The 24,094-nt window shown below is 41.9% G+C and carries 26 protein-coding genes; 11 read left to right on the forward strand and 15 right to left on the reverse strand.

The window, feature by feature from the left end; genetic code table 11:
- Positions 1-47: 47 nt before the first annotated feature.
- The 4 genes from KUG63_RS04955 (at position 48) to KUG63_RS04970 (ending at position 4,305) form a co-directional block, all read left to right on the forward strand.
- Positions 48-1,772, forward strand: coding sequence for a PHA/PHB synthase family protein (locus KUG63_RS04955; protein WP_015005224.1), 1,725 nt, complete (start codon positions 48-50; stop codon positions 1,770-1,772).
- Between the two features lie 113 nt (positions 1,773-1,885).
- Positions 1,886-2,080 carry a DUF1289 domain-containing protein gene (locus KUG63_RS04960; RefSeq protein ID WP_223253188.1) on the forward strand — a complete coding sequence of 65 codons (195 nt, stop codon included), beginning with the start codon at positions 1,886-1,888 and terminating at the stop codon, positions 2,078-2,080.
- 97 nt (positions 2,081-2,177) lie between these two features.
- A complete protein-coding gene (locus tag KUG63_RS04965) occupies positions 2,178-2,561 on the forward strand; it encodes a DUF6394 family protein (protein ID WP_015005226.1) in 384 nt (127 codons plus the stop codon).
- Between the two features lie 10 nt (positions 2,562-2,571).
- Positions 2,572-4,305, forward strand: coding sequence for a potassium channel family protein (locus tag KUG63_RS04970; RefSeq protein WP_033422294.1), 1,734 nt, complete (start codon positions 2,572-2,574; stop codon positions 4,303-4,305).
- A gap of 199 nt (positions 4,306-4,504) precedes the next feature.
- Here KUG63_RS04970 and KUG63_RS04975 read toward each other — a convergent pair whose 3' ends face one another.
- Entirely contained in the window at positions 4,505-5,371 is an 867-nt protein-coding gene (locus KUG63_RS04975; RefSeq protein ID WP_232228548.1) for an alpha/beta fold hydrolase, read from the reverse strand.
- A gap of 82 nt (positions 5,372-5,453) precedes the next feature.
- On the opposite strand from KUG63_RS04975, the gene bktB reads away from it, so the two are divergent.
- Positions 5,454-6,641 carry a beta-ketothiolase BktB gene (bktB, locus tag KUG63_RS04980; RefSeq protein ID WP_287554285.1) on the forward strand — a complete coding sequence of 396 codons (1,188 nt, stop codon included), beginning with the start codon at positions 5,454-5,456 and terminating at the stop codon, positions 6,639-6,641.
- Positions 6,642-6,704: 63 nt separating this feature from the next.
- On the opposite strand, the gene ispH is transcribed toward bktB, so the two are convergent.
- From ispH to KUG63_RS05000, 4 genes are all read right to left on the reverse strand, one after another.
- Entirely contained in the window at positions 6,705-7,643 is a 939-nt protein-coding gene (gene ispH, locus KUG63_RS04985; RefSeq protein ID WP_015005230.1) for a 4-hydroxy-3-methylbut-2-enyl diphosphate reductase, read from the reverse strand.
- Positions 7,644-8,210 carry a cob(I)yrinic acid a,c-diamide adenosyltransferase gene (locus tag KUG63_RS04990; protein WP_015005231.1) on the reverse strand — a complete coding sequence of 189 codons (567 nt, stop codon included), beginning with the start codon at positions 8,208-8,210 and terminating at the stop codon, positions 7,644-7,646.
- Positions 8,211-8,213: 3 nt separating this feature from the next.
- A complete protein-coding gene (gene rraA / locus KUG63_RS04995; protein ID WP_015005232.1) occupies positions 8,214-8,693 on the reverse strand; it encodes a ribonuclease E activity regulator RraA in 480 nt (159 codons plus the stop codon).
- 267 nt (positions 8,694-8,960) lie between these two features.
- On the reverse strand, positions 8,961-9,392 hold the full coding sequence (locus KUG63_RS05000) for a hypothetical protein (protein WP_015005233.1): 432 nt from the start codon (positions 9,390-9,392) through the stop codon (positions 8,961-8,963).
- Between the two features lie 84 nt (positions 9,393-9,476).
- Here KUG63_RS05000 and KUG63_RS05005 point away from each other — a divergent pair, with 84 nt between their 5' ends.
- The gene (locus KUG63_RS05005) at positions 9,477-10,238 is read left to right on the forward strand and encodes a hypothetical protein (RefSeq protein ID WP_287554288.1); all 762 of its coding nucleotides are present in this window, start codon (positions 9,477-9,479) and stop codon (positions 10,236-10,238) included.
- 72 nt (positions 10,239-10,310) lie between these two features.
- Positions 10,311-11,354, forward strand: coding sequence for an MBL fold metallo-hydrolase (locus KUG63_RS05010; RefSeq protein WP_277642363.1), 1,044 nt, complete (start codon positions 10,311-10,313; stop codon positions 11,352-11,354).
- A gap of 116 nt (positions 11,355-11,470) precedes the next feature.
- Here the strand turns inward: KUG63_RS05010 and panD are convergent, their stop codons facing one another.
- From panD to KUG63_RS05050, 8 genes are all read right to left on the reverse strand, one after another.
- Entirely contained in the window at positions 11,471-11,851 is a 381-nt protein-coding gene (panD, locus tag KUG63_RS05015) for an aspartate 1-decarboxylase (RefSeq protein WP_015005236.1), read from the reverse strand.
- A 123-nt stretch (positions 11,852-11,974) separates the two neighbouring features.
- Positions 11,975-13,723 (reverse strand): mechanosensitive ion channel family protein, encoded by a 1,749-nt coding sequence (locus tag KUG63_RS05020; protein WP_015005237.1) that lies wholly within the window; start codon positions 13,721-13,723, stop codon positions 11,975-11,977.
- A gap of 12 nt (positions 13,724-13,735) precedes the next feature.
- Positions 13,736-14,587 (reverse strand): pantoate--beta-alanine ligase, encoded by an 852-nt coding sequence (panC, locus tag KUG63_RS05025; RefSeq protein WP_287554291.1) that lies wholly within the window; start codon positions 14,585-14,587, stop codon positions 13,736-13,738.
- Between the two features lie 2 nt (positions 14,588-14,589).
- Positions 14,590-15,402, reverse strand: coding sequence for a 3-methyl-2-oxobutanoate hydroxymethyltransferase (gene panB / locus KUG63_RS05030; protein WP_041932966.1), 813 nt, complete (start codon positions 15,400-15,402; stop codon positions 14,590-14,592).
- 18 nt (positions 15,403-15,420) lie between these two features.
- Positions 15,421-16,086 carry a deoxynucleoside kinase gene (locus KUG63_RS05035; protein ID WP_015005240.1) on the reverse strand — a complete coding sequence of 222 codons (666 nt, stop codon included), beginning with the start codon at positions 16,084-16,086 and terminating at the stop codon, positions 15,421-15,423.
- A gap of 70 nt (positions 16,087-16,156) precedes the next feature.
- Positions 16,157-16,660, reverse strand: a complete 504-nt coding sequence (folK, locus tag KUG63_RS05040) for a 2-amino-4-hydroxy-6-hydroxymethyldihydropteridine diphosphokinase (RefSeq protein ID WP_020933031.1) — start codon at positions 16,658-16,660, stop codon at positions 16,157-16,159.
- Between the two features lies 1 nt (position 16,661).
- Positions 16,662-17,966: a polynucleotide adenylyltransferase PcnB gene (gene pcnB, locus KUG63_RS05045; protein WP_015005242.1), complete on the reverse strand. Its 1,305-nt coding sequence runs from the start codon at positions 17,964-17,966 to the stop codon at positions 16,662-16,664.
- 154 nt (positions 17,967-18,120) lie between these two features.
- The gene (locus tag KUG63_RS05050) at positions 18,121-18,552 is read right to left on the reverse strand and encodes an acyl-CoA thioesterase (protein WP_020933030.1); all 432 of its coding nucleotides are present in this window, start codon (positions 18,550-18,552) and stop codon (positions 18,121-18,123) included.
- A gap of 85 nt (positions 18,553-18,637) precedes the next feature.
- On the opposite strand from KUG63_RS05050, the gene KUG63_RS05055 reads away from it, so the two are divergent.
- Complete coding sequence (locus KUG63_RS05055; protein WP_015005244.1) at positions 18,638-19,522, forward strand: DMT family transporter; 885 nt, start codon at positions 18,638-18,640, stop codon at positions 19,520-19,522.
- 2 nt (positions 19,523-19,524) lie between these two features.
- Here KUG63_RS05055 and KUG63_RS05060 read toward each other — a convergent pair whose 3' ends face one another.
- Entirely contained in the window at positions 19,525-20,457 is a 933-nt protein-coding gene (locus tag KUG63_RS05060; RefSeq protein WP_020161810.1) for a cation diffusion facilitator family transporter, read from the reverse strand.
- Between the two features lie 330 nt (positions 20,458-20,787).
- On the opposite strand from KUG63_RS05060, the gene KUG63_RS05065 reads away from it, so the two are divergent.
- Entirely contained in the window at positions 20,788-21,858 is a 1,071-nt protein-coding gene (locus tag KUG63_RS05065; protein WP_015005246.1) for an AI-2E family transporter, read from the forward strand.
- Positions 21,859-21,880: 22 nt separating this feature from the next.
- On the forward strand, positions 21,881-22,579 hold the full coding sequence (locus KUG63_RS05070; protein ID WP_015005247.1) for a BON domain-containing protein: 699 nt from the start codon (positions 21,881-21,883) through the stop codon (positions 22,577-22,579).
- Here KUG63_RS05070 and KUG63_RS05075 read toward each other — a convergent pair.
- Positions 22,576-23,049 (reverse strand): peroxiredoxin, encoded by a 474-nt coding sequence (locus KUG63_RS05075; RefSeq protein WP_015005248.1) that lies wholly within the window; start codon positions 23,047-23,049, stop codon positions 22,576-22,578. The genes KUG63_RS05070 and KUG63_RS05075 overlap by 4 nt on opposite strands.
- Positions 23,050-23,209: 160 nt before the next feature.
- Here KUG63_RS05075 and dapA point away from each other — a divergent pair, with 160 nt between their 5' ends.
- Positions 23,210-24,079: a 4-hydroxy-tetrahydrodipicolinate synthase gene (dapA, locus tag KUG63_RS05080; RefSeq protein WP_015005249.1), complete on the forward strand. Its 870-nt coding sequence runs from the start codon at positions 23,210-23,212 to the stop codon at positions 24,077-24,079.
- Positions 24,080-24,094 lie beyond the last annotated feature (15 nt).

Raw genomic sequence — 24,094 nt, forward strand, 5'->3', positions numbered from 1 at the left:
CAATGATGCAACGCAATAAAATGATTAATTAAATTGGAGGCGGGCAAATGGATGATAAATCCCCACAAGAAATATTTGAGAAAATGGCGGAAAAAGGCCATAACATGTTTAAAGATTTTTCAGCGGCGGAATCAAAAGAAATGTTGTCTCAGTTTGGGAATGCATGGAATACAATTGTTACACGTGCCATGGAGAGTCCTGAAGAGTGGGTGAAAACGATGTCTGGTTTTTACCAAGATCAATTTAACCTCTGGATTAATATGTTTAATCCAGCGAGTCAATCTACAGTTCATCCAGAGCGCGGCGACCGTCGTTTCTCAGGTGATGAATGGGAAGAAAGCCCCGTTCATAATTACTTGAAGCAGTCCTATTTATTATCGAGCCGTTGGCTAACAGGCTTGGTTGAAAACTCAACGCTGGATGAGAAAACTAAGCAAAAGTGCGATTTTTACACGCGCCAATTTATTGATGCGATGTCGCCATCTAATTTTGCCTTAACGAACCCAGAAGTGTTGAAAGAAACCATAGAGTCTAATGGTCAGAATTTGGTTGCAGGGCTTGAAAACCTAATGTCTGATATAGATAAAGGGCGTATCAGCATGACCGATGAGTCAAAGTTTACATTAGGTGAAAACTTGGCGACTACACCCGGCTCGGTGGTGTTTGAAAACAAGCTGATTCAATTGGTTCACTTTAAGCCGATGACTGAGAAAGTGAATGAGCGTCCTATTTTAATTATTCCGCCATGCATTAATAAATATTATATTCTTGATTTGTCTGAACATAATTCATATGTTCGTTACTGTTTAGAACAAGGCAATGATGTTTATATTATCTCTTGGAGAAACCCAGATGAGTCCTTGGGTGATGTTACTTGGGATGAATATATTTCTGTTGGGACAATACCTGCTATTGATGCAGTGAAAGAAATTTCTGGTGCGAAGAAAATCAATGCGGTTTCTTGGTGTATAGGTGGCACGATGTTAGCGACAACAATGTCTGTGTTGGCTTCAAAACGCAAAAAGCCAATAGCAACAGCAACATTTTTTACAACCTTATTAGATTTTTCTGACCCGGGCGAATTGGGTGTATTTATCGATGAGTCTCAGGTTCAACAACATGAACACAAACTAAAAGAAGGCGGTGTCATGCCGGGTAAGCAACTGGCATCAACCTTTGCAATGCTACGTGCGAATGACCTTGTATGGAGTTATGTTGTTAATAACTACCTAAAAGGTAAAACGCCACCTCCATTCGATATTTTATTTTGGAATGGTGATTCAACTAATATGACATCTGCGATGTACACATGGTATTTGCGCAATATGTATTTAGAAAATAATTTGGCAAAACCGGGTGGTGTTGAACTTTGTGGTGTTAAGGTTGATTTAGGGAAGATTGATTGTCCTGTGTATTTCTTGTCGGCTATTGAAGATCATATTGCTCCGTGGAAAACTACGTTTATTGGTACAGAGTTGGTTAAATCTGAGTCGATAGAATTTGTTTTGGCGGCAAGTGGTCATGTGGCGGGTGTTATTAACCCTGCGAGTAAAAACAAACGTCATTTCTGGAAAGACGGTGAGCTGGGTAAAGGGCCTGAGCATTGGTTAGAGTCAGCGGAGGAAGTGCCAGGAAGCTGGTGGCCACATTGGGATGCGTGGTTGAAAGCTAATGGTAATAAAACAGTAGATGCCCCCTCTCAATTAGGGACAGATAAATACCCAGAGTTAGAACCTGCACCGGGGTCATTTGTTATGGCGAAAGCCAGTTAGCGTTAAGTTTTATTGAAGCTTCACCTGACAACTTAGCTTAGCTATGTGATTATAGAAGCCACCGTTTATACGGTGGCTTTTTCATGTGTAAAAAAGAAACGATTGGAGTGGTTATGAAATCCCCTTGTGTCAGGCAGTGTACGTTAAATGAAAACGACATGTGTCTTGGTTGTGGGCGAATGCTTGGTGAAATCACATCATGGGTATCTTTTTCGGAGCAAAAACGTGCTGAGGTTATGACGCAGTGTCAGAATCGTTTGCAGGCATTAAAAACATGGAAGCCGGGTTTAGTCGATCAAAAGAAGTGAGGTGGCTGGTAAATGAATTAACCCTCAATAGGCCCTTGATTACCTAAACCTTAGGGGTAAACTAATTGACTTATATAATATAGATTGGAGGGTTTGCATGAATGCCGAAAAAGTTGTTTTCAGTTTCTTTATTGTTTTAGCGCTGACACTGAATTTTGGTTTTTTTCTGGGTAAGTTGGGCAACCCAACAGACCATAATATCTATGTGCTATTCGCTACAATTTTCGTTAACCTTGTTGCGATGGGCTTGAAACTGGGAGATCGTTCGCAAGTGGGTGCTGTTTTATTGTCGACAAGTATAGTCGCTAATTTACAATTACTTGCAGGGGCCTTCGTGTGGGGTTATGTAACACAAATTTCAGAGACTGGATTGACGGCAGATAATACCTCAGTGATTGTTTCATTATCGGGTGGTGCATTGGTTGCTAACATTGTTTCTGTGGTGATGTTAGTGTCAGAAACACTTATGTCACGACGTTAAAAGTACGACTATGTCAGGCTCATCACTGGGTAGAGTATCGTTCATCGTGCTGCGCCATATGCGCACACCGATTATTATTTTTATATCTGTGTATGCTTTGTGCATTTTAGGGATGGTGTTAGTGCCCGGTCTGCCGGATGCAAATGGTCAAACGACGTATATGTCGTTTTTCCATGCGTATTATTTCCTTGCGTATACCGCTACAACAACAGGGTTTGGGGAATTACCTAGGCCCTTTAGTGATGCACAAAGAATATGGGCAATTTGCTGCTTATATATTAGTGTCATTACTTGGCTGTATACGGTCGGGAAAATAATTTCTTTATTAAAGAATCCCTATTTATATTCGGCTTTTGCTGAAGAGAAGTTTATACGAGCGGTTAGAAAAAAAAGCAGAGATTATTATTTGGTGTGTGGCTTTGGAGATACAGGCAGTCTCTTATTGCGTGGTTTGACCAATGCAGGCTTTTCCGCGGTTGTTTTAGAGTTGGACAATGAACGTATTAAAGCGCTCGATTTGCGTAACTATAAATCCAAGGTATTGGGGCTTTGCGCAGACGCAACGGTACCGCGCTATTTGCTAGATGCTGGTATTGAAAGGGATAAGTGTATCGGTGTCTTAATTTTGTCCAATGATGAAGAAGCTAATCTAAAAGTAGCTGTGTCGGCGAGAATATTAAGGCCTGATATTAAAATTATTTGTCGTTCAACCTCCGCAGAAAATGAGAGTGAAATTTTAGCCATTGGTGGGGACACGCATGTTGTTGATCCATTTCGTGTTTTTGCAAGTTACCTCAGCTTAATCATTTATAACCCCACCGTACATACATTGAATGAATGGATGTCAGGAGAGCCAGGGGCAACATTGGATCGCAATATTTGCCCACTGAAAGCAGGTCGGTGGATTTTGTGTGGGCATGGTCGGATGGGGCAAATTGTTTATAAGAAACTCTGTGAAAAAGGGATTGATCTGACGGTAGTCGAACCACTGGTTGAAAATGTTGAGGAGATTGCCGATCACGCTGTCTTAGGAAGAGCAAACTTAGAAAACTTAAATAAAGCAGGGTTGAAGGGCTGTGTGGGTTTAGTCGCCGGTACAGACAACGATACGTTCAACTTAAGCATGGTACATCAAGCGAATAGGGAAAACCCATCGCTGTTTTCTATCGTCAGGCAAAACAGACATGTTAACGAAGTGCTGTTTAAAAAAGCAGATGTAGACTATATTTTGCAACCCAGTTTAGTCATCGCTCGAATGGTTTTATTTATGCTGATGGCGCCATTATTGAAATCCTTTTTTGCACACCTTAGGTTATTGTATGAGAATGACCCCTCAAAACTTGCAGATATAACCAATAGACTCGCAATAGAGGTAGGCGGCAATTTTCCAGCCATCAGGACGTATATTCTTGATAAGAAAACAGCCCCTGCGGTGTGTGCCAAGCTATCAAATAATGGCGAGGTTAGTTTAGGTGATATTTACAAAAAACCATCGAACAGAGAAAATGCGTTAAAAATGGTTCCGTTGGTTCTTCGTCGGGGGAAGGTGATTAAAGTATTACCTGCCAATGATTTGCAGTTAAGAGTGAATGATGAAATATTATTTTGTATGCAGCCAAAAGAAAAAATATTTCTAGAGTCTAACTTGTCCAATAGATATACCCTAGAGTACTTGTTAACAGGGAAAGATCCAGCGCGAGGTTATTTGTTTAAATGGCTGGAAAGAAAAAACATAGTGAGTTAAACGTGTTTATAGTATAAAGGTAGTAGCCCTGCTCAAACGATAAAGCTGTTTGGTTCGGCTTTATACCCAAAGGGGCATAAGTCTCTCTCAAACGATAAAGCTGTTTGCTTCGGCTTTATACCCAAAGGGGCATAAGTCTCTCATCAAACGATAAAGCTGTTTGGTTCGGCTTTATACCCAAAGGGGCATAAGTCTCTCATCAAACGATAAAGCTGTTTGGTTCGGCTTTATCAAGCCATTGTTCAATTGAATGAATATCAGCATCATTCATGAGTGCTGGAGAGTGGGCTGTATTCGGTATTTCTAAAAACTCAGCGTTAGGGTGTTGTTCAAGCATTTGTTCAGTTGTTGAGCGTGCTAACAGGTCAGAGTTTTCGCCGCGAATAATCAAGGCTCGCTGCTGAATATTATTCCATATAGGCCATAAATCGATATCCTCAATGGGCTGATGGTTAAAGGCGAGAGAAATATCGGGGTCATAATTAAGCGTTATTTGCCCATTATCTAATTTCTTTTGCCCATAACGTAACAAATGCTTCCATTGTTCATCGCTTAGGTCTCCAAAGCCAGCGTAGGTGGTTCGCATATAGTTCTCAAGCTCCTGGGCTGTATCATAATAAGGTAGTTTGCCAACATAGTTAGCGATACGAATTAAGGCGGCCTTAGGGATAAACGGGCCAACATCATTGAGGATTAACGATTTAATGGGTGAGTTTTCCAACGAGGCGAGCATCATGCCTAATAGGCCACCCATTGAGGTGCCTAGCCAATCAATTTTGTTGGCACCTGTTCGAGCAATAATCATTAAAGCATCTACGATATATTGTTTGTAATCATAGGCTGATTTATCGTTTAACCAATCACTTTCACCACGGCCGGGTAAATCAAAACAGATGACTCTACGTTCAGTAGATAGTTTATTAGCCAGTGCATCAAAATCATGCTTGTTACGTGTTAAACCATGCGAACAAACAAGAATATTGGGGTTATCTTTGTTACCCCAATCGGTGTAAGCAAGGTGGTGTAAGCCTTCAGTGGAACAGCTAGTAAGGTATTGAGTTTTCATGTTATTTGATGATTTATTGTTGCGATGCATCTATAATCGAACTGTTGTTTTATAAAGCATAACCTAAAATTTGGAGAGAAGCATGAGTGAAGTAAGAGAGGTTGTCGTACTAAGCGCTGTCAGAACTGCGATTGGTGATTTTGGTGGAAGTTTAAAAACCGTAGAGCCGAGCACCTTAGCGGCCATTACGCTCAAGGAAAGTGTTGCCAGATCAGGTATTGAACCTGCAGAGGTTGGTATGGTGGTGATGGGTACGGTTGTTCCTGAAGAAGAGAGGGCGCCTTATACTGCTCGTATTGCACAAATTGAAGCGGGTATTCCTTGTGAAACATCTTGTGTTGCGGTCAACAGGCTCTGTGGCAGTGGTATGCAAGCTATTGTGGATGCTGCGCAAGGGATTATGCTAGGTGATTATGACGTTGCCATTGGTGCCGGTGTTGAATCAATGAGTAACTCCTTGTACGCCTTACCTGGCGCTCGTTGGGGGCAAAAAATGGGTGCTGGTCAAATGATTGATTTAATGATCTCCGCATTAACTGATCCATTTGGAACAGGTCATATGGGGATGACGGCTGAAAACTTAGCAGATAAATACAATATTTCTCGAGAAGACCAAGACGCATTAGCCGTAACGAGTCATCAAAATGCAGCGCGTGCACAAGCAGAAGGTCGTTTTGATAGTCAAATTGTTCCAGTAGAAATTAAAACGCGTAAGGGTGTGACGGTCTTTGATAAAGACGAGCATGTTCGTCCTGATATCAGCGTTGAGAAGTTATCTGGTATGCGCCCAGCCTTTAAGAAAGACGGTAGCATCACAGCGGGTAATGCATCGGGCATTAACGATGCGTCGTCTGCAATGGTATTGATGGCTAAAGAGGCAGCAGAAGCGCGTGGTTTAAAACCGATGGCAAAATTAGTGGCTTACTCCCATGCTGGTGTTGAACCAGAAATTATGGGGATTGGCCCTGTACCTGCTGTTGAGAAAATTTTATCGGCAACAGGTTTGACGATTGGCGATATTGATGTGTTTGAGGTGAATGAAGCGTTTGCTGCCCAGGCGTTAAGCGTTTGTCGAGAACTTGACCTTCCAATGGATAAGGTGAATGTTAACGGAAGTGGGATTTCATTAGGTCACCCAATCGGGGCATCTGCAAATATTATTGTTGTAAAAGCACTGCATGAATTAGAGCGTGTTCAAGGCAAATACGCATTGGCTACTTTGTGTATTGGTGGTGGGCAAGGTATTGCGACTCTTTGGGAACGCATATAGTTTAATAGCGTTAGACATAAAAAAACGGGCTCTAAGCCCGTTTTTTTATGTCTAAAAAGAACATTATTTTTGTAGAGCTTTAGGTAAGGAAAATGTTACTTTTTCTTGAATACCAGGGGTTTCAAGAGCTGTTTCACCACCCCAGCATTTAAGTTGATCGATGACTCGTTGAACGAGTTCTTCAGGTGCGGAGGCTCCCGCTGTTACGCCGATACTGTGTACGCCTTCTAGCCAACGCTTATCAATATCCTCTGAGCCATCAATCAGGTAAGCAGGCTTGCCAAGTTTTTCAGCAATTTCGCGAAGCCTGTTTGAGTTTGAACTATTCGGTGAGCCAACGACTAATACTAAATCTGATTTTTCGGCGAGTTCTTTGACCGCATCTTGGCGGTTTTGTGTGGCATAACAAATATCGCTTTTTTTAGGACCAGTAATATGTGGGAATTTATCACGTAAAGCATCAATAATTGAACTGGTATCATCCATTGAAAGGGTTGTCTGTGTCACATAGGAAAGCCCTTTATTTGCTGGTATTTCTAATGACTCTACATCCTCAGGGGATTCTACGAGGATAATTCGAACATCTGGGTTTTGTTGTTCATAGCGTCCCATTGTGCCTTCTACTTCTGGATGGCCTTTGTGTCCAATGAGGATAACGCAACGGCCTTTTTTTGCATTACTAACAACTTCCATATGGACTTTAGTTACCAAGGGGCAGGTCGCATCAAAAACATTTAATTGACGGCGTTTTGCTTCGTCTTCTACTGCTTTAGAGACGCCGTGAGCGCTAAAGATAACAGTTGAGTCATCGGGGACTTCGTTAAGCTCTTCAACAAAAATGGCGCCTCTTTTCTTTAAATTCTCTACCACAAAACGGTTATGTACGACTTCGTGTCGAACGTATATGGGTGAACCGAGTAATTCAAGTGCGCGCTCGACGATCTCAATGGCACGGTCAACACCGGCGCAGAAACCACGAGGATTAGCTAAAAATATTTGCATTTACTGCTTACCTTTTTCTGGTTGGCGATTTTTATCCCAGAGGATTTCTGATTGGCCGTCTTGGCGGGCCAGTACTCGGCATAAAACGAATAATAAATCGGATAGTCTGTTGAGGTATTTTATAACGGGTGGATTGATTTTTTCTTCTCGCATTAGGCGCACAACAATTCGCTCAGATCGCCTGCATACGGTTCTTGCAATATGGCAGCTTGCTGCTGCGAGATTACCACCGGGTAAAATAAACTCTTTTAAGGCGGGTAGTGTTGCATTATGTTCGTCTAGAACTTTTTCGAGCAAATCCGTGTGGCTGTCGTTGATAGCGCTATAACCTGGCACGCATAATTCACTGCCTAGGTCAAAAAGATCGTGTTGTATGTCCAGCAGTTGAGCGGCTATCTTTTTTTCTATGCCGAAGGCAATCACTAGGCCAATTTGACTGTTCAATTCGTCAACAGTGCCATATGCCTCAACACGTAGTGAGTCTTTATCTACCCGAGTACCATCGCCTAAGCCAGTGGTGCCAGCATCACCAGTTCGGGTGTAAATTTTAGAAAGCCGATGTCCCATAAATTAAAGTAGAGCCTTTTTTGAAAGAATAATGCCATCCTCGTCTGCATAAAGGTAGTGGCCAGGGTTAAAAGTGACGCCAGCAAAGGTGACAGGAATGTTTTTATCTCCCCAGCCCTTTTTAATACTTTTTAGAGGGTTGGTTTGTAATGCACGTACTCCAATAGGCATTTTATTTATATCAACGGAATCTCGAATGCAGCCATAGATAATGACACCACTCCAGCCATTTTGGTGCCCCATTTCAGCAAGCATGTCGCCAAGCAAAGCGCAACGTAAAGAACCCCCACCATCTACGACTAAAACATCGCCGTTTACTTTTTGGGATAGCATTTCACGAACGAATACATTGTCTTCGAAGATTTTTACCGTTTGAATAGTGCCATTAAAGGTTTTATGACCACCAAAAGACTGAAACATGGGGGTCGCAATCTGCAGGTTATCTGAATAGTCATCACATAGGTCTGCTGTTTTAAAAGTCATGATTTTTAACTCGTAGAGTATACTTTTAAGCATTATAAACCAGTTCTTTTTATCAGCAGAGATACTTTGTATCGAGTGTGATAAATATGAGGGGCTCTTTTTGGAGAAAGCACATGAAAGCTAAATGATTAGGTTATGATATTTGACTAAGAGTGTTTTTTATACGAATGGGTATAGCAATGCAGTTAACAATAGATTCGTTAAGCGTAAAAGAAAGGAAAACACAGAAATTGAAAGGGGGGTATTTTGTCGCGTTGAACAGACAGGCTAATGCCTATGTTGTACCCAATTACTAGACCGACGGTCTGAATGTGAACGTCGATCTGATACTTCTTCAAACCTAATACTGCCACGGCGGTCATTAGTTCTGCGGCGCTGATAAACGGGCCTTCTTTTTTCGACTAAACCCACATGTTTACAATGGCATATTTTTTTTGAGCAGTCGTCTAACGGCAAGGCGGGAACGCTATTGATAGGGAAGTGCTTTTTACGAAGGGCTAGAACAGAGGTGCAGCAATTTTTTTCATCGCGGGGTTCAATATAAAAACCCCAGTATTTTTTTGAATCAATCATTGATTGAATTCGCTGTTGTTGACGTTCTGTCGAGGTGTTTGCTTTTGAAGAGGTGTGTGGTGTTTTCTTTTTGTAGTAAACGAGTGCTAACACCACTAATGTAAGAAGAATGAAAGCTAATAACATAGGCGAAGCCCCGTTAACTAAAGAGGTACAATTATATGATCTTTAATGGAGAGTGCAAATTTTTAAAATACTTTGCATAGTAATATGAAATTAATCAGGATTATATTGTTATTACTGATCCTTGTTTTTGTCGCTTTTTATAGCAAATTGCAACGTCTTGATACCATGGCTTGGATTAAACCATTAGAGGTATCTATTTACCCTATTAATGCTGGCTGGGACGTATTAACAGGTCAATATATTAATGCCTTAACGGCTCAAGACTTTCTCAGTCTAAATCAGTTTTTCAAGGTGCAATGGGCGACATATAGGGAATTTGATGCGGACCCTATCGTTATCACACTAAAGCCAGAAATCATGCAGCAACCACCCTTTCCACCAACAGATGGTAATATATTAAAGGTGATTTTCTGGAGTCTACGCTTACGGTTTTGGTCATACCAACAGGCTGTCGATAGTCATAGAAGCACAGTGAATATTTTTGTGCGTTATCATCCAGTCAATGCTAATCAGCCGTTAGCACATTCGTTGGGTTTGCAAAAAGGTTTGATTGGCGTGGTCAATGCGTATGCTTCAGCTGAGTATGATGAGCAGAATAATTTGGTTATTGCACATGAGTTATTGCATACAGTGGGCGCGTCGGATAAATACAGTTTAACAACGGGGCAGCCGAGTTACCCAAGTGGTTTTGCATCACCTAATCTGCGCTATCGTCAGTCAAAGGCCGAGATAATGGCGGGTAAGATTCCAATCAATGAAGACGAGTCAATTATGCCAGAGTCGTTAAAACAATCTGTGATAGGTGTAGAAACAGCGAGAGAGATAGGGTGGATTAACGCTAATTGATGAGATAAATCATGGATTGATATAAGTCATTAATATAAGGTAATAGACAATTAGAATAAAAGGGGTTGTGTTATGTTTTTTCAAGAATTAAATAATATCAACTGTAAGACATATTTAATAGCGGACTTAGATGCTGGGCAGGCCGCTATCATTGACCCGGTTGATAGCTATATAGATCGCTACCTTGCGATATTAGCCTATCACCGCCTTACATTAAAATTTGTCGCAGATACGCATACGCATGCCGACCATCGTTCAGCCTGTACAGCCCTTAGGCGATTAACGAACTGCCTTGTGATGATGCATGAGCTATCACCACAACCAACAGTAGATAAGCGCTATATTGATGGTGATGAGTTAACGGTTGGTAATATACATATTAAAGTGCTGCATACCCCGGGGCATACTCCAGATAGCGTTAGTTTCTATGTTAATGATGACAGGGTTTTAACGGGCGATGTTATTTTGATCCAAGGCACAGGGCGGTCAGATTTTGCTGGTGGAAATGCTGGTGATCAATATGACTCTATTACGGATAAAATTTTTACTCTGCCTGATAAAACCTTGTTATTCCCTGCGCATGATTACCGTGGCAATACAGAAACAACGGTTGGTTTAGAGAAGGCATCAAATCCGCGAATAGCGGGGAAAACGCGCGAGGAATATATCGAGATTATGGATAATTTGAACCTGCCACTTCCTGAAAAAATTCAAGAAGTTTTACAGATCAACCAAAGCGAGGTCGATGATGACCTTATTAAATTTCCAATGATTGCAGAGTTAAATCAAGTATTACAAATGGAACCCGCCGCGGTAAAAAATCGACTCGAAGAAACAGCCGATAACTGCGTAATTATTGATGTAAGAGAGGACTCTGAGTTCACTGGTGAGCTTGGGCATATAGCCGGTAGTCGTTTAATGCCAATGCGCTCATTACCTAAAGTAATAGAAGATTTGGAGCCACTTAAAAAGAAAGAAGTTATCCTAGTGTGTCGGTCAGGCGCTAGAAGTACGACTGCAGCCGCCATTTTAAAAGGGCTGGGGTTTCATAATGTTAAGAATATGAAAGGTGGCATGCTGGCGTGGAATAAGCTTGCGTTTCCAGTTGAGCGATAACCGTTAAAGAACCTATTAAAAAGCAAATTGGTCGCTTATAGGCTTAAGTACAAGTTGTTTATTAGGCATAAAAAAACCCGGTGAACTCTCATCGGGTTTTGCTTAATATGTTTGAACTATGCTGCCTGCACAGGAATGGCGTTTTTTGTTTCTTTAACGCCATTATTATCGTCAAGGTATACCAGGCAAGGTTTAAAGGTAGCCAGTTCTGCTTCGCTGTATTCTGAATAAGCGCAAATAATTAAAATATCGCCTTCTGTTGCGCGACGTGCAGCCGCACCATTAACAGAAATAATACCGCTGTTATCTTCTGCTCTAATAGCATATGTAGTGAAGCGTTCGCCATTATTAACATTATAAATGTCAATTTGTTGGTACTCACGAATACCTGAAAGATCGAGTAGGCTTCCATCAATAGCACAGGATCCTTCATAATGAAGTTCGCTGTGAGTTACAGTAGCTCTATGTAACTTTGTTTGTAACATCGTAGAACGCATAAAAATAAGCTAGATTGACTAAATAGGAGGGGAATTATGCCTCATATGTCGTTTTTCATCAACAATAATGTGCATATGCAATAATTCTTTATAAATCATAGGGCTATAAAATTTAAATATTCGTTAGAACTTTACTGGCGGGGGTTTATTGTCTGGGTCTATCGATTGAGAAACAATGTCTTTTGCAGAGCGTTTGAATTGTTCTGACAGTGTATTTATAGAAGAGTCAGAAGGGACTGTCGTGCTTTCTTTGCTATTGTCAGCTACATCGTTTGGCGTTAATAAATGTAAGGTTTGTGTTGGGAATGCAATGTCAACATGCTGTGCTTTTGCCAGACGTAATATATCTAATAGAAAACGCTGACGCTCTCGTAATTCGGTACTCCAATCAGGTGTTTCCCAAAAGACATAAACAAGAACATCTAGCGAAGAGGCGCCCAGTGAATTGAGGTAAACATGAAAATAATCTTTTCTCATGTATGGGTGCAGTCTAATAATTTCTCTTACACCCTCGCAGAAGGCTTCAATTTTATCGGGAGGTGTATCGTACGTTAAGGCTACGTTACAGCTAAGTCGGCGATAGCGGCGCTGACCCATATTGTCGACCTTTGCATTGATAAAAATAGCATTAGGCAGCGTAATAAGGGAATCATAAAAGGTGCGTATTTTGGTGCTTCGTAACCCCACTTCTTCGACGCTGCCCTCGATATCGTTAACGACGATCCAATCGCCATTATGGAAGGTTTGATCGAGAATAACCGTGATCGAGCCGAATAAGTTTTGTACGACATCTTTTGCAGCCAGAGCAAATGCTAAACCGCCAAGGCCTAAACTAGCCAGTAGGCTTGAAACGTTCAAATTTAAATTAGAAGCAATAAAGGTAATGCCTATGACAGTGACGAAAACTTTTAATGTTTTTCTAATAAGAGGAACAAGAACATCATCTACTTTATTGTCAGTTTTGCTGGCTTGGTAATGTAAATAGAGAGTGACGAAATCAACCAGTCTATAAGCACCCCAAACACCCGCAATGCCTGCGAGAACTTTAACGGCAACCAATAAAATAACCATTGCTTGTTCTGGCAGTGCAAGGAGGTTTAAACCAGCCCACCAAATAGCAGCCATGGCGAGCATCGCCAACGGCCTAAGCATATCTTCAGGTGCTTCTTTGAAGGCCGGCGTCTTAGTTTTTCTGCGGAAATTTAACACCATTAATTGCAGTGAGAAAGCGGCAACTTTGTCAGCGATAACGCCGAGCGCGATAGACAATAAAACCCCTAACCATTTCCAATTTTCAAGCAAGAAAGAGCGCGTTTTAAGGGTGTCGGGTAATTGCCGACGAAATTGAATATGCCAAGGAATAAACTGTGCGTTTTGATCCTCAACTTTTAGGGTTTTTTTAGACGCAAGTTGGTCAATAATGTTGGGGAGCGATGAAAGCGTTTCTTGGCTAAACAACCAACGATCATTGTATGACTTAACAATACTGATAGTGTCATTTTTGTATTGAGCAAAGACGTAGGGAGGGCCTGATTTATTATCTGGAATGTTCTCAAGCTTTACGATGCGGGTTTTATCAATGGCTTCAAGTAACATCCATGCTAGGTCACGGCCTTTTTCATCTCGAACCAGTGGGTTGATAGCTGATAAATCTAGTGTGCTGATGGCCTTATTAATTTTTTCTGGCTGACCACGTTTAATATCATTCATGCTGTGCAAGAATGTTGCAAAAGTATCCCTTGGCGAACTAAGGCCTAAGGCTTCTGCGCTGACCACCTGATGGTCATTGTCATGCTCTGTAGAGTCAGCGTTTTCTGCAAAGCAAAGGCTGGTGTTGAGAAGAAGTATAAGGGTCAGTAACGTATATTTCATGGTTAATAATGCTTATGAACGGTTAACGTATATGTTGTCGATTAGCCTTGTTGAACCCAGAAAAGCTGCTGCAAGAATAATAATTTCTTTATCGTTTTCAGTGGCGGGCCTAAGTTCGTTGCGCTGATAAATTTGTAGGTAGTCGGGTTTAAAACCAGCTTCGATTAAGTCTGTTATGGCATGACTTTCTAGGCTATTTAAATCATGGTTTCCTTCAATAATTTCTTGTTTAATGGTCTGTAAAAGTTGATGAAGACGAGGGGCTATTCGTCGCTCTTTTTCAGATAAGTAACCATTACGAGAACTCATGGCTAATCCATCAGGTTCTCTAACGATTGGTTTTCCGATAATCTTGATGGGGATATTTAAGTCATTTACCATACGACGAATAACGGCCAATTGCTGATAATCTTTCTCACCAAATATAGCAATGTCAGCACGGGTAATGTTAAACAATTTGGACACAATGGTGGTCACCCCATCAAAATGCCCGGGTCGTGAAGCGCCACATAAAACTTGGGTCATATTGGGAACGTGTACGTGGGTTGTTTGATCGCCACCTAACGGGTACATTTCATCAATGTTGGGTGCAAAAAGAATGCTTGTATTGAGCGCATCAAGCTTGTCGCAGTCATCTTGAAAGGTACGCGGGTAGCTATCTAAGTCTTCGTTGGCACCAAATTGTGTAGGGTTAACGAATAAGGTTACCACAACGATATCAGCGTGTTGTTGAGCAGTTTTAACCAACGCAAGGTGCCCTTCGTGTAAGTTCCCCATGGTGGGTACGACAGCAATTTTTTTATTTGCTTGCCGGTGTTTATAGAGGGCGTTTTGTAATTCTTTAATGGTTGCTACAACAAGCATAGTTAAAACGAGTGTTCTTCTGCAGGGAATGTTTTATTTTTTACAGCTTCAACATAGGCGTTAACGGCGGCTGAAACATTACCTGCCTCAAGCATAAAATCTTTACTAAAGTTGGGGCGTTTACCAGCAGTAATATCCAACATATCATAGCTGACCAAGACTTGCCCGTCGCACTCAACACCTGCGCCAATACCGATAATAGGGATACTAACAGAGGCGGTAATTCTTTTAGCTAAGGATGAAGGAATGCACTCAACAACAATTGCACTGGCACCGGCTTGTTCAAGACACTTAGCGTCTTCAATCATTATGTTTGCCTGTGTGTCATCCTTACCTTGGACGCGATACCCGCCTAATTGGTTGACCGACTGTGGTAATAACCCAAGGTGTCCGCAGACGGGAATGCCCTGATCGACAATATGTTGAACACTGTCGAGAATTTTTTGGCCACCTTCAAGCTTAACCATATTGGCGTAGCCTTGCTGCATTAAAATAGCTGCATTATCAACCGCTGTATGAGGATCGGGGTAACTCATAAACGGTAGGTCAGTGACCAACAGAGCGCGTTCTAAGCCGCGTGAAACAATTTTTGAGTGATAAGCCATTTCTTCTACTGTAACAGGAACGGTGCTTGACTGGCCCTGGACAACCATGCCGAGTGAGTCTCCAACCAGTACCATTTCAACGCCCGTTTTATCAAGAATATGCGCAAAACTGGCATCATAAGCGGTAAGGCTGACAATTTTTTCGCCACGTTTTTTCATGGTGAGTAAGTCGGTATTGGTGATTTTTTTATGGCTTGAATGTTGGCTCATGTCGATCTCAAAAAGGGGTTATAAAATGGGTAAGGGGTTTAAATAGTGGCGACCTGCGCGTGTAGAGCAGATGTGTTTTAGCAGTTGCTCGTAGTCCTCATCGTTATCAACAGGGTTGATGTCGCTTGCGTTGACGATAAGTAAGGGCCCTGAATCATAATGATGGAAAAATTCAGTGTAAGCATTGGAGAGTTTTTGTAGGTACTCTCCGCTGATATTCTTTTCGTGCTTAATGCCGCGTTTTCTTATTCTAGATTGTAAAGTATTAACGGGGGCTTGTAAGTAGACGACCAAGTCGGCTTTTGTTGTTTGTATGGCAAGTGATTGATACATTTGATCATATAATTTGTACTCTTCATCCGTTAGGGTGAGCTTCGCAAATAAACGATCTTTTTCGAGCATAAAATCAGCCACAACACCTGTTGAGAAAAGCTCATTTTGGCTTAATTCGTTCCATTGTTTTGCTCGTTCCGTTAAAAAATGCAGTTGAACGGGTAATGCGGATTGGTTGGTGTGCGTATAGAAATGTTCTAAAAAGGGGTTTTCATCGGCTTTTTCCAGCGCGAGGTCGCACGAAAAACTTGCTGCAAGTTTTTTCGCTAAGCTGCTTTTGCCGACGCCAATAGGGCCTTCAACAGCAATGAACTTGGGTGGGTGAGCGGTTTCTAAAGTGTGATTATCCAAGGTTTAATGCTTTCTATGAGAGAGGAGAGAACTTTGCACGATACGACGATATGTTTCAAGCCATCATCGGTTAAATTTTGGCTGAATCGAGACGTGTGGGTGCGCTGTCATTCAACTTGTCTATTAAGGTTTGAACAGGGCCTAAGGTAGGGATGTTGAGATCTTTGTTTAGTTCAATTAATGGGTATAAAACAAAAGCTCTAGAAGCGATCCCAGGGTGAGGGAGTGTCAGTTCTGGGTCTTGAGAAACCAGTGCATCATAAAGCAATATATCTAAATCTAATGTTCTTGCGCCCCAACGCCCCGAGTCCCGTGTTCTACCGTGTTGATTTTCGATGGCTTGTAATGAATTTAATAGCTCATAGGGCGTAAGCGAGGTACTGATTTTAGCCACAGCATTAGTGTAGTCAGGCTGATCTTGAGGCCCCATCGGGGGCGTTTGGTACAAGCTGGAGACCAACTCAAGCGAGCAGTTTTTTAGTTGCTTAATGCGCTCAATAGCCGTTAGTACTTGCTGCGTAGGGTTTGATAAATTGCTACCCAATCCAATATAGGCGGAAACAGAGTGTTGCACGTTAAAGCTCAGTGTTGTTTGGTTTAGGGGGCTTCTTGCGTGATTTTCTTTTATGTTTGAACTGATTGGGCCGTGTCATTAGCTTTTGTTCAGTAGGGTCTAGTGTTTGGATATGAGTCCACCAATCGGCAATTTTTTCATCCACCTCTCCGTACTGCGCCCTTAATAGCATAAAATCATAAGCCGCACGAAAGCGCGGATGTTCTAAAAAGCGCAAACATCGCACGCCAATTTGCTTATGAAAGCGTGGTTGCAAAGCCCAAACCTCACGCATGGGTGTGGTCATCCGCTTTGGGATAGCTAGTCGGCTAACCTGGTGTGCAATGACTTCATTGGCTGCTGCATGAATGGCCTGCGTATCATTACTGAATGATGACCTGTTTTGTTCAATAAGCCGGCGGACAGGTTCCCAGAGCAAGGTGGCCAATAAAAAATAAGGGGTGACGTGTTGCTGATTCTTTAAGCGGGTTTCTGTGTTGCTCATGGCTTGTTTAAGAAGCCCAAGTGGTTTATCAGAAGTAGCTTTTTTAAGACATAAGTCGGTCTGCGGGAAAAGCGCTTCAAATAGACCATATTGACGGAGTGCGTCGAAAATTTGATTTGCGTCTGTATTGAGGAAAAGTTTGAGTGTTTCATCATACAAACGAGCAGAAGGAATATCTTTTAGCAACGGTGCCATTTCGAGCATAGGTGCGGCGGTGTCGTTTTCTATTTGAAAGTTTAACTTTGCTTGAAACCGAACAGCGCGAAGGAGCCTTACCGGGTCTTCTTTAAAGCGGGTGACAGGGTCGCCCATTAGCCGTAAGACTCTATTTTGATGGTCTTTAATGCCGCCAACGTAATCAATAACGGTCTTTTTCTTAGGGTCTAAATACAGCGCGTTAACGGTAAAATCACGGCGCCAAGCATCTTCTTCTAAGGTTCCATAAACATTATCACGCAATAGGCGGCCATCTCGATGAGCATGGCTGTCATTTTTATCGTGTTTAACGTGAGGCCCGCGAAAAGTCGCTACTTCAATAATATGGCGACCAAAATGAATATGTGCGAGCCGAAAACGGCGGCCAATTAATCGGCAGTTTTTGAATAGCGCTTGGACTTCTTCAGGTTCGGCATTGGTGGAAACATCGAAGTCTTTAGGGTGTAGTCCTAATAATAAGTCGCGAACACAACCGCCAACTAAATAAGCTTCAAAGCCTGCTTTAACCAAGCGGTCAGTAATTGAAACAGCGTGGCGGTCAAGTTTATCGGCAGATAAACCGAGTTCGTGTAATGTGTAAGTGGTTGGTTTATGTTGAGTTAACAAATTAGTTTTTAATGTAGTCAGTAGTCAATGATTAGGTTCTTGATGAACAATTGTATTGTAACGTATATTAGCAATAGGGTTGTTTTGCGTTATTTTTGCCATTTCTAAGCGTTTTGGACGTGCTAAAGAATGCCTGTATAACGGGTATGTGTTTTTATAAGTCCGGGTCGATGAGCTGTTTAAACTCCTTAGGCATGGCGCTTATTTTTTTCTTATGGTAATCCATAAACAGTAAGCCTGTCTTCGCAGTGGCAATAATGGTTTCCCCGTTATTCTTACTGACTTGATAGAGCATATTGAAGCCGCAACGGCTTGGGTCTTCTATGGCAATGTTGATGTTTAGCTGGTCAGGGTGAAAAGCTTCAGCTTGGTAGCAGATAGATAAATCGGCCATGATGATGCCCAAGCCAGCAATGTTTGACTCTTGCATGCCAACGTGGATAAAAAATTGGGCGCGAGCTTCATGCAGCATTGAAATGAGCTTGTCGTGTGCTAGATGCTGGCCGTAATTAATATCGCCGATGCGAACAGGTAACGTACAACTGAATAAGGTGTGTTCTGGGTACGTGATAGATAATCTGGTCATGTCGCCCTCAATATTGATTGGTGATTCACATTATAGAGGAGCATTATGTAATGCTATATTGTATTTTTCTAAATGGGCCAAGAATGTGAATAAATTATTATCTTCTGCATGGGTTTTATTGATCTTAATAGTGATTATTTGGGGGGTAAATTGGCCGATTATAAAAATTGGTTTAAGGTCGATAGATCCCCTTTGGTTCGCGGCTGCACGATTGGGTATAGCGCTGGTTACTATTTCGGTTTTACTTTTATTCTTGGGACGTTTAAAACGGCCGCATCGGCAGGATGTTCCTATTGTTTTAGGTGTCGGGGTGATGCAGTTTGCTGTCTTTGTAACCTTAATAAATATGGGCTTAACTGAGGTGAATGCTGGAAGGGCCGCGTTACTGGCTTATACCACGCCATTGTGGGTGACGCCTGGCGCCTATTTTGTTTTAAAAGAACCGGTCTCGCGAATAAAGTTGGTCGGGGCAGCTGTTGGAATTTGCGGTCTATTAATTCTGTTTAACCCATTAGGTTTTGATTGGAATGATGCCTCGGTGGTTAAGGGCAATATATTATTGTTAGTGGCGGCGATGGTTTGGGCAATATCTATTTTGCATATTAGACAACATAAATGGAAAGGCAGTGTGCTGGAGTTAACGCCCTGGCAAATTATGGTGGCTTTACTGATCGTGGTGCCCTACGCTTGGTTTTCTAATACACAAGCTGTTGTTTGGAGTGCTGAGTTGGTGCTTATTTTGTTATATAACGGCATGCTGGCGACGGCGCTGGCTCAATGGGCATCCATAAGGGCAACGCAAATTTTACCGGCGATGACTGTTTCGCTAGGCTTGCTAATGGTGCCATTAATGGGGATATTATCGTCAACCATATGGCTTGGTGAGCCGTTTACCATGACTTTAGGGCTAGGAGCGGCGCTTATTGTCGGGGGGTTGCTGTTGCAAATTAATTTTAGGAAGCAGCGATAAACTTAACGCTGCGGGGTTTTGGTTACTGATGAGCTGATGGTGTGTGCTTCAATAAACACGCGTTTAACAGGCGGATATTTTTGTTTGATCTGCAAATCCATGTTGGCAATGGTTTGTTCTAGTTGGCCAGTTGATAGGTCGTCTTTAAAGTTGACGTTTAGCGTCGCTATAATGAAGTCTGGCCCCATATGCATGGTGAGTAATTCATGAATCGACTCAACAGTGTCATAATGACTAACAATACGTCGAATATCACTGACTAACTCTGGATTAGCACTTTCACCGATCAATAAACTTTTAGTTTCGTAAGCAAGCCAAATGGCAGTTCCTGCTAGAATTAAGCCAATAATGACAGAGGCGATACCATCGAATAATGGGTTGCCAGTGTAATAAGAGGCAGCTATGCCTAGAAAGGCAATCAACAGGCCGAGCATGGCAGCAGAGTCTTCAAATAATACAACAAACATAGACGGGTCTTTGCCACGCTGTACGGCTTCAAGGTATCCCCATTTGCCCTTGCTGCGAGTGAATTCATTTAAGGCAAAAAACCATGCGACACCTTCAAAAACGAAGGCTAGGCCTAAGACCCAAAAGCTTAGCGTTGGGTCGCCCATTGGTGTGGGGGCAATAATATGGTGAATACCTTCATATATAGAAACACCCGCGCCAACCGCAAAAATAAGGATGGCGACGACAAAGCTCCAAAAATATATTTCTTTGCCGTAACCGAAAGGGAATTGTTTGTCAGCAGGTTGTTTGGCCTTTTTTAAACCGTGTAACAGTAGCACTTGGTTGCCCGTGTCGACCAGCGAATGAATACCTTCAGAGAGCATAGCAGAGCTACCCGAGTAGAAAGCAGCAATAAATTTAGTAATGGAGATGAGGCTGTTGCCAATGAGCGCCGCGTAGATAACTTTCTTAGAAGATGAGGACATGGGCCAAATAAGGTGATAATAATGCAGCAAGTGTCACCATATTTTGTTTGCTTGTAAAGCCTTATGCAATTTGCAAGGACAGCAATAAAAGCGCTATTGGGTATAAGGAGAATAAAACAGAAAGAAAACTGCGTAAATAATCGTAACGGCGGTATCTTCTAGCATTTATGTGCTGCTGGCGATGAGATGGCTAAAAACAGGTTATGATATAAGGGGTCGGCATCAGTCGGTAGTCAACGAATAAATCCATTTGGTTTATGTTGATCAATTGTGTGGGATGATCAGTAGGATGTCTGGGGTTGTTGGGTGTAACTAAATTTTTGATGCGATATGGAAAATATAAAACAGTGGTTTAATCGAGTGCTGACAAATCCCGAAGCTTTGGCTTTGTTAGGAACTTTATTATTTGGGTTGTTAGCCATTCTCTGGGTGGGTGAATTGTTATCACCAGTGTTGGCCAGTATAGTGATAGCTTACCTACTGGAAGGGGTTGTTGCTAAATTCCAATTTTTGGGCTTGTCCAGAAAGCTAGCGGTTATCAGTTCGTTTAGCTTATTTATGGCGCTGTTGTCTTATATGATATTTGGGCTGATTCCTTTGTTATCCATACAAACAGTTCAATTGGCTCAACAGTTACCCAATATGTTAAATCAGGGGGTTCACTTATTTACGGCCTTGCCTGAAAAGTACCCAAACTTTATTACCGAAGCTCAGGTTAAATTAATTTTTGATCAAGTCAGTACAGAAGCGGTTAAATACGGGCAAAATTTATTGTCGTTTTCAGCCGCCTCGGTCTTAAATGTTGTGGCGTTAATTGTTTATCTGCTTTTAGTGCCGATGATGGTGTTCTTTTTCTTAATGGACAAGGCAGAAATTTCACAATGGTTTGCCAGCTTTTTGCCCACCAATCGACGTTTAACAATAGAAGTTTGGTCAACAGTGAATGAGCAAATTGCTAATTATGTTAGAGGCAAGGTTTGGGAAATTTTAATTGTTTGGGCGGTCTGTTTTATCGCGTTTAATTTAGTGGGCTTGCACTATGCAATGCTTCTAAGCTTTTTAGTCGGGTTATCTGTATTGGTGCCGTATGTCGGTGCTACCGTCGTGACGATCCCTGTGGTGCTAGTTGCGTATGTTCAATGGAAATGGGGAAATGAATTTATTTACCTGACAAGTATTTTTCTAATTATTCAAGCGCTAGACGGCTATGTTCTTGTGCCGCTGTTATTCTCCGAGGTTGTTAACCTTCACCCTGTTGCCATTATTGTGGCCATTTTATTTTTTGGTGGAATATGGGGCTTTTGGGGCGTTTTCTTTGCAATTCCGTTGGCTACATTAGTTCAAGCAGTTTTAGTGGCGTGGCCCACTCGTTATAATGTGCTTGATAGCCCAATCAAATAATTTAATTTTAAAAAGGATCCTCATGAAATTGCTCCAACTTACTTTTTGCACATTATTATTTGCTGCCACAACGGTGCATGCATTTGAATTATCAGATATTTCTGACCGTCTTTTTGAAGATAATGCGACAGGAATAGAGGGTCAATTAAAGGATGCTGCGTTTGAATTTAAAGTAGATTCGGCATTATTACGTAATAAAACTTTGCGTGAAGGAGCGCATATTGTTGTGTCACGTAATCGAAATTCGGTATTAATTGCCGGTCAAGCAGCGACAGAAGAAATAAAAAATAAGGTGTTGAGCGTGGTGTTGTCCGAGGCACATTTACAATGGACACAAGGCGATGTTAACCATGTGGAACCTTCGAATGCCCAAGTATGTGGCGAGAAAGCATCTAAAATGGCCGCGAACGATCGTCGTCGTTTTAATTTAAAAATGGCAGAAGAGTGTAGTACGGTGAATCGTTTCTATAATGAGGTGAGGGTGTCCACGCCAATTAGCGAAGTGGCTCGAAGTGACGATGATCTACTTCGCGCCAGCATTGTTAATAAGCTTTTGCATGCATCGATTATTGATAAAGCAGAAACAATTAAAGTGGTGGTGTCCGATGGCTATGTATACCTATTAGGTGACCAGTTAAGTCAATCAACCGCGCAGCAAGCAACGCGGTTTGTGAATGACATGGCTGGAGTAGAAAAAGTCGTTCCGTTGTTTCGGTTTTAAGTATTTAAAGCCTTTACAGCGGCTAAGACCTCGGTGACATGTTCTTTGACTTTAACTTTACGCCACTCGTGGGTGAGTACGCCGTCGGCATTAATGATGAACGTGCTGCGTTCGATACCCATGTGCTCTTTGCCGTATAATTTTTTTAGCTTAATTACGTCAAATAATTTGCATAAAGACTCATCAGGGTCGCTGATCAACTCGAATGGAAAATTGTGTTTTGTTTTAAAGCCGGTATGAACGCGAACGGAATCGCGTGAAACACCAAAAATTTCGGTGTTGGCCGCTTGAAACTCTTCGTAGTGATCACGAAAATCTTGCCCTTCTTGTGTGCAGCCAGGTGTGTTGTCTTTAGGGTAAAAATAAATGACGATGTTTTTACCTGCCAAGCTGCTCAACGTTAATGATTCGTCAGCTGTTGTGGTGCAAGAAAATTCAGGAACGGTTTGATTAAGTGTTACGGTGTCCATGATTAATAACCTTATAAAAATTTATTGAAATTGGAAGTATTTTAGCAGACTGTTTTTTAGTTGTAGCATTGATGTATGTATAATATCCTGCTGATCGAGACTATCTTAAAGAAAGGTCTTTAAGATAGTCGTTAAATTTCCGTTTAAATTGGATTCAACTATGTTTCAAGGCAGTATTGTTGCACTCGTCACCCCCATGCATGCAGATGGGTCGCTTGACGAAGAGAGTTTAAATAAATTGGTTGAATTTCACATCGAACAGGGTAGCGATGCCCTTGTGGCGATGGGTACAACCGGTGAATCAGCGACCTTGAATGAAAAAGAGCATTGTCACTTTATTCGTCAGGTTGTCCGTATTGCAGCCGGTCGTATTCCTGTTATTGCTGGCACCGGTGCAAATTCAACAACCGAAGCGATCGACTTGACACGTTGCGCCGCGCAGGCAGGGGCGGACGCCTGTTTATTAGTAACGCCTTATTATAATAAGCCAACACAAGAGGGCTTGGTGTTGCATTTTAAAGCGATTGCAGAAGCAGTAGATATTCCACAAATTTTATATAATGTACCGGGCAGAACTGCCTGTGATATGTTGCCTGAAACGGTGGCTAAATTAAAAAATATCCCCAATATAATAGGGGTTAAGGACGCTACGGGTGACATGGCCATTGGGCAAGCATTAATTGATTTAAGTGATGAAAATTTTGCAGTTTATTCTGGCGACGATGCGACCTCATGTGAGTTAATTTTAATGGGCGCAAAGGGTTCTATTACAGTTACAGGTAATGTCGCACCAGCAAAAAACCACCAAATGTGTATGAAAGCATTAGCCGGTGATGCCGAGGCTGCAAAAGCAATAGATGCCACGCTTCAACCCTTACATCGTGATTTATTTGTTCAGTCGAGCCCGATCCCAGTGAAGTGGGCTGTGAGTGAAATGGGCCTTATCAAAAAAGGTATCCGTTTGCCGATGACTTGGTTAAGTCCAGAATGTGAAGAGGTTGTTAAAAAAGCGATGCTGGCTGCTCAATAAACGTATTAAAAATTA

The organism is Cycloclasticus sp., assembly GCF_019090545.1.
GTDB lineage: Bacteria > Pseudomonadota > Gammaproteobacteria > Methylococcales > Cycloclasticaceae > Cycloclasticus > Cycloclasticus pugetii.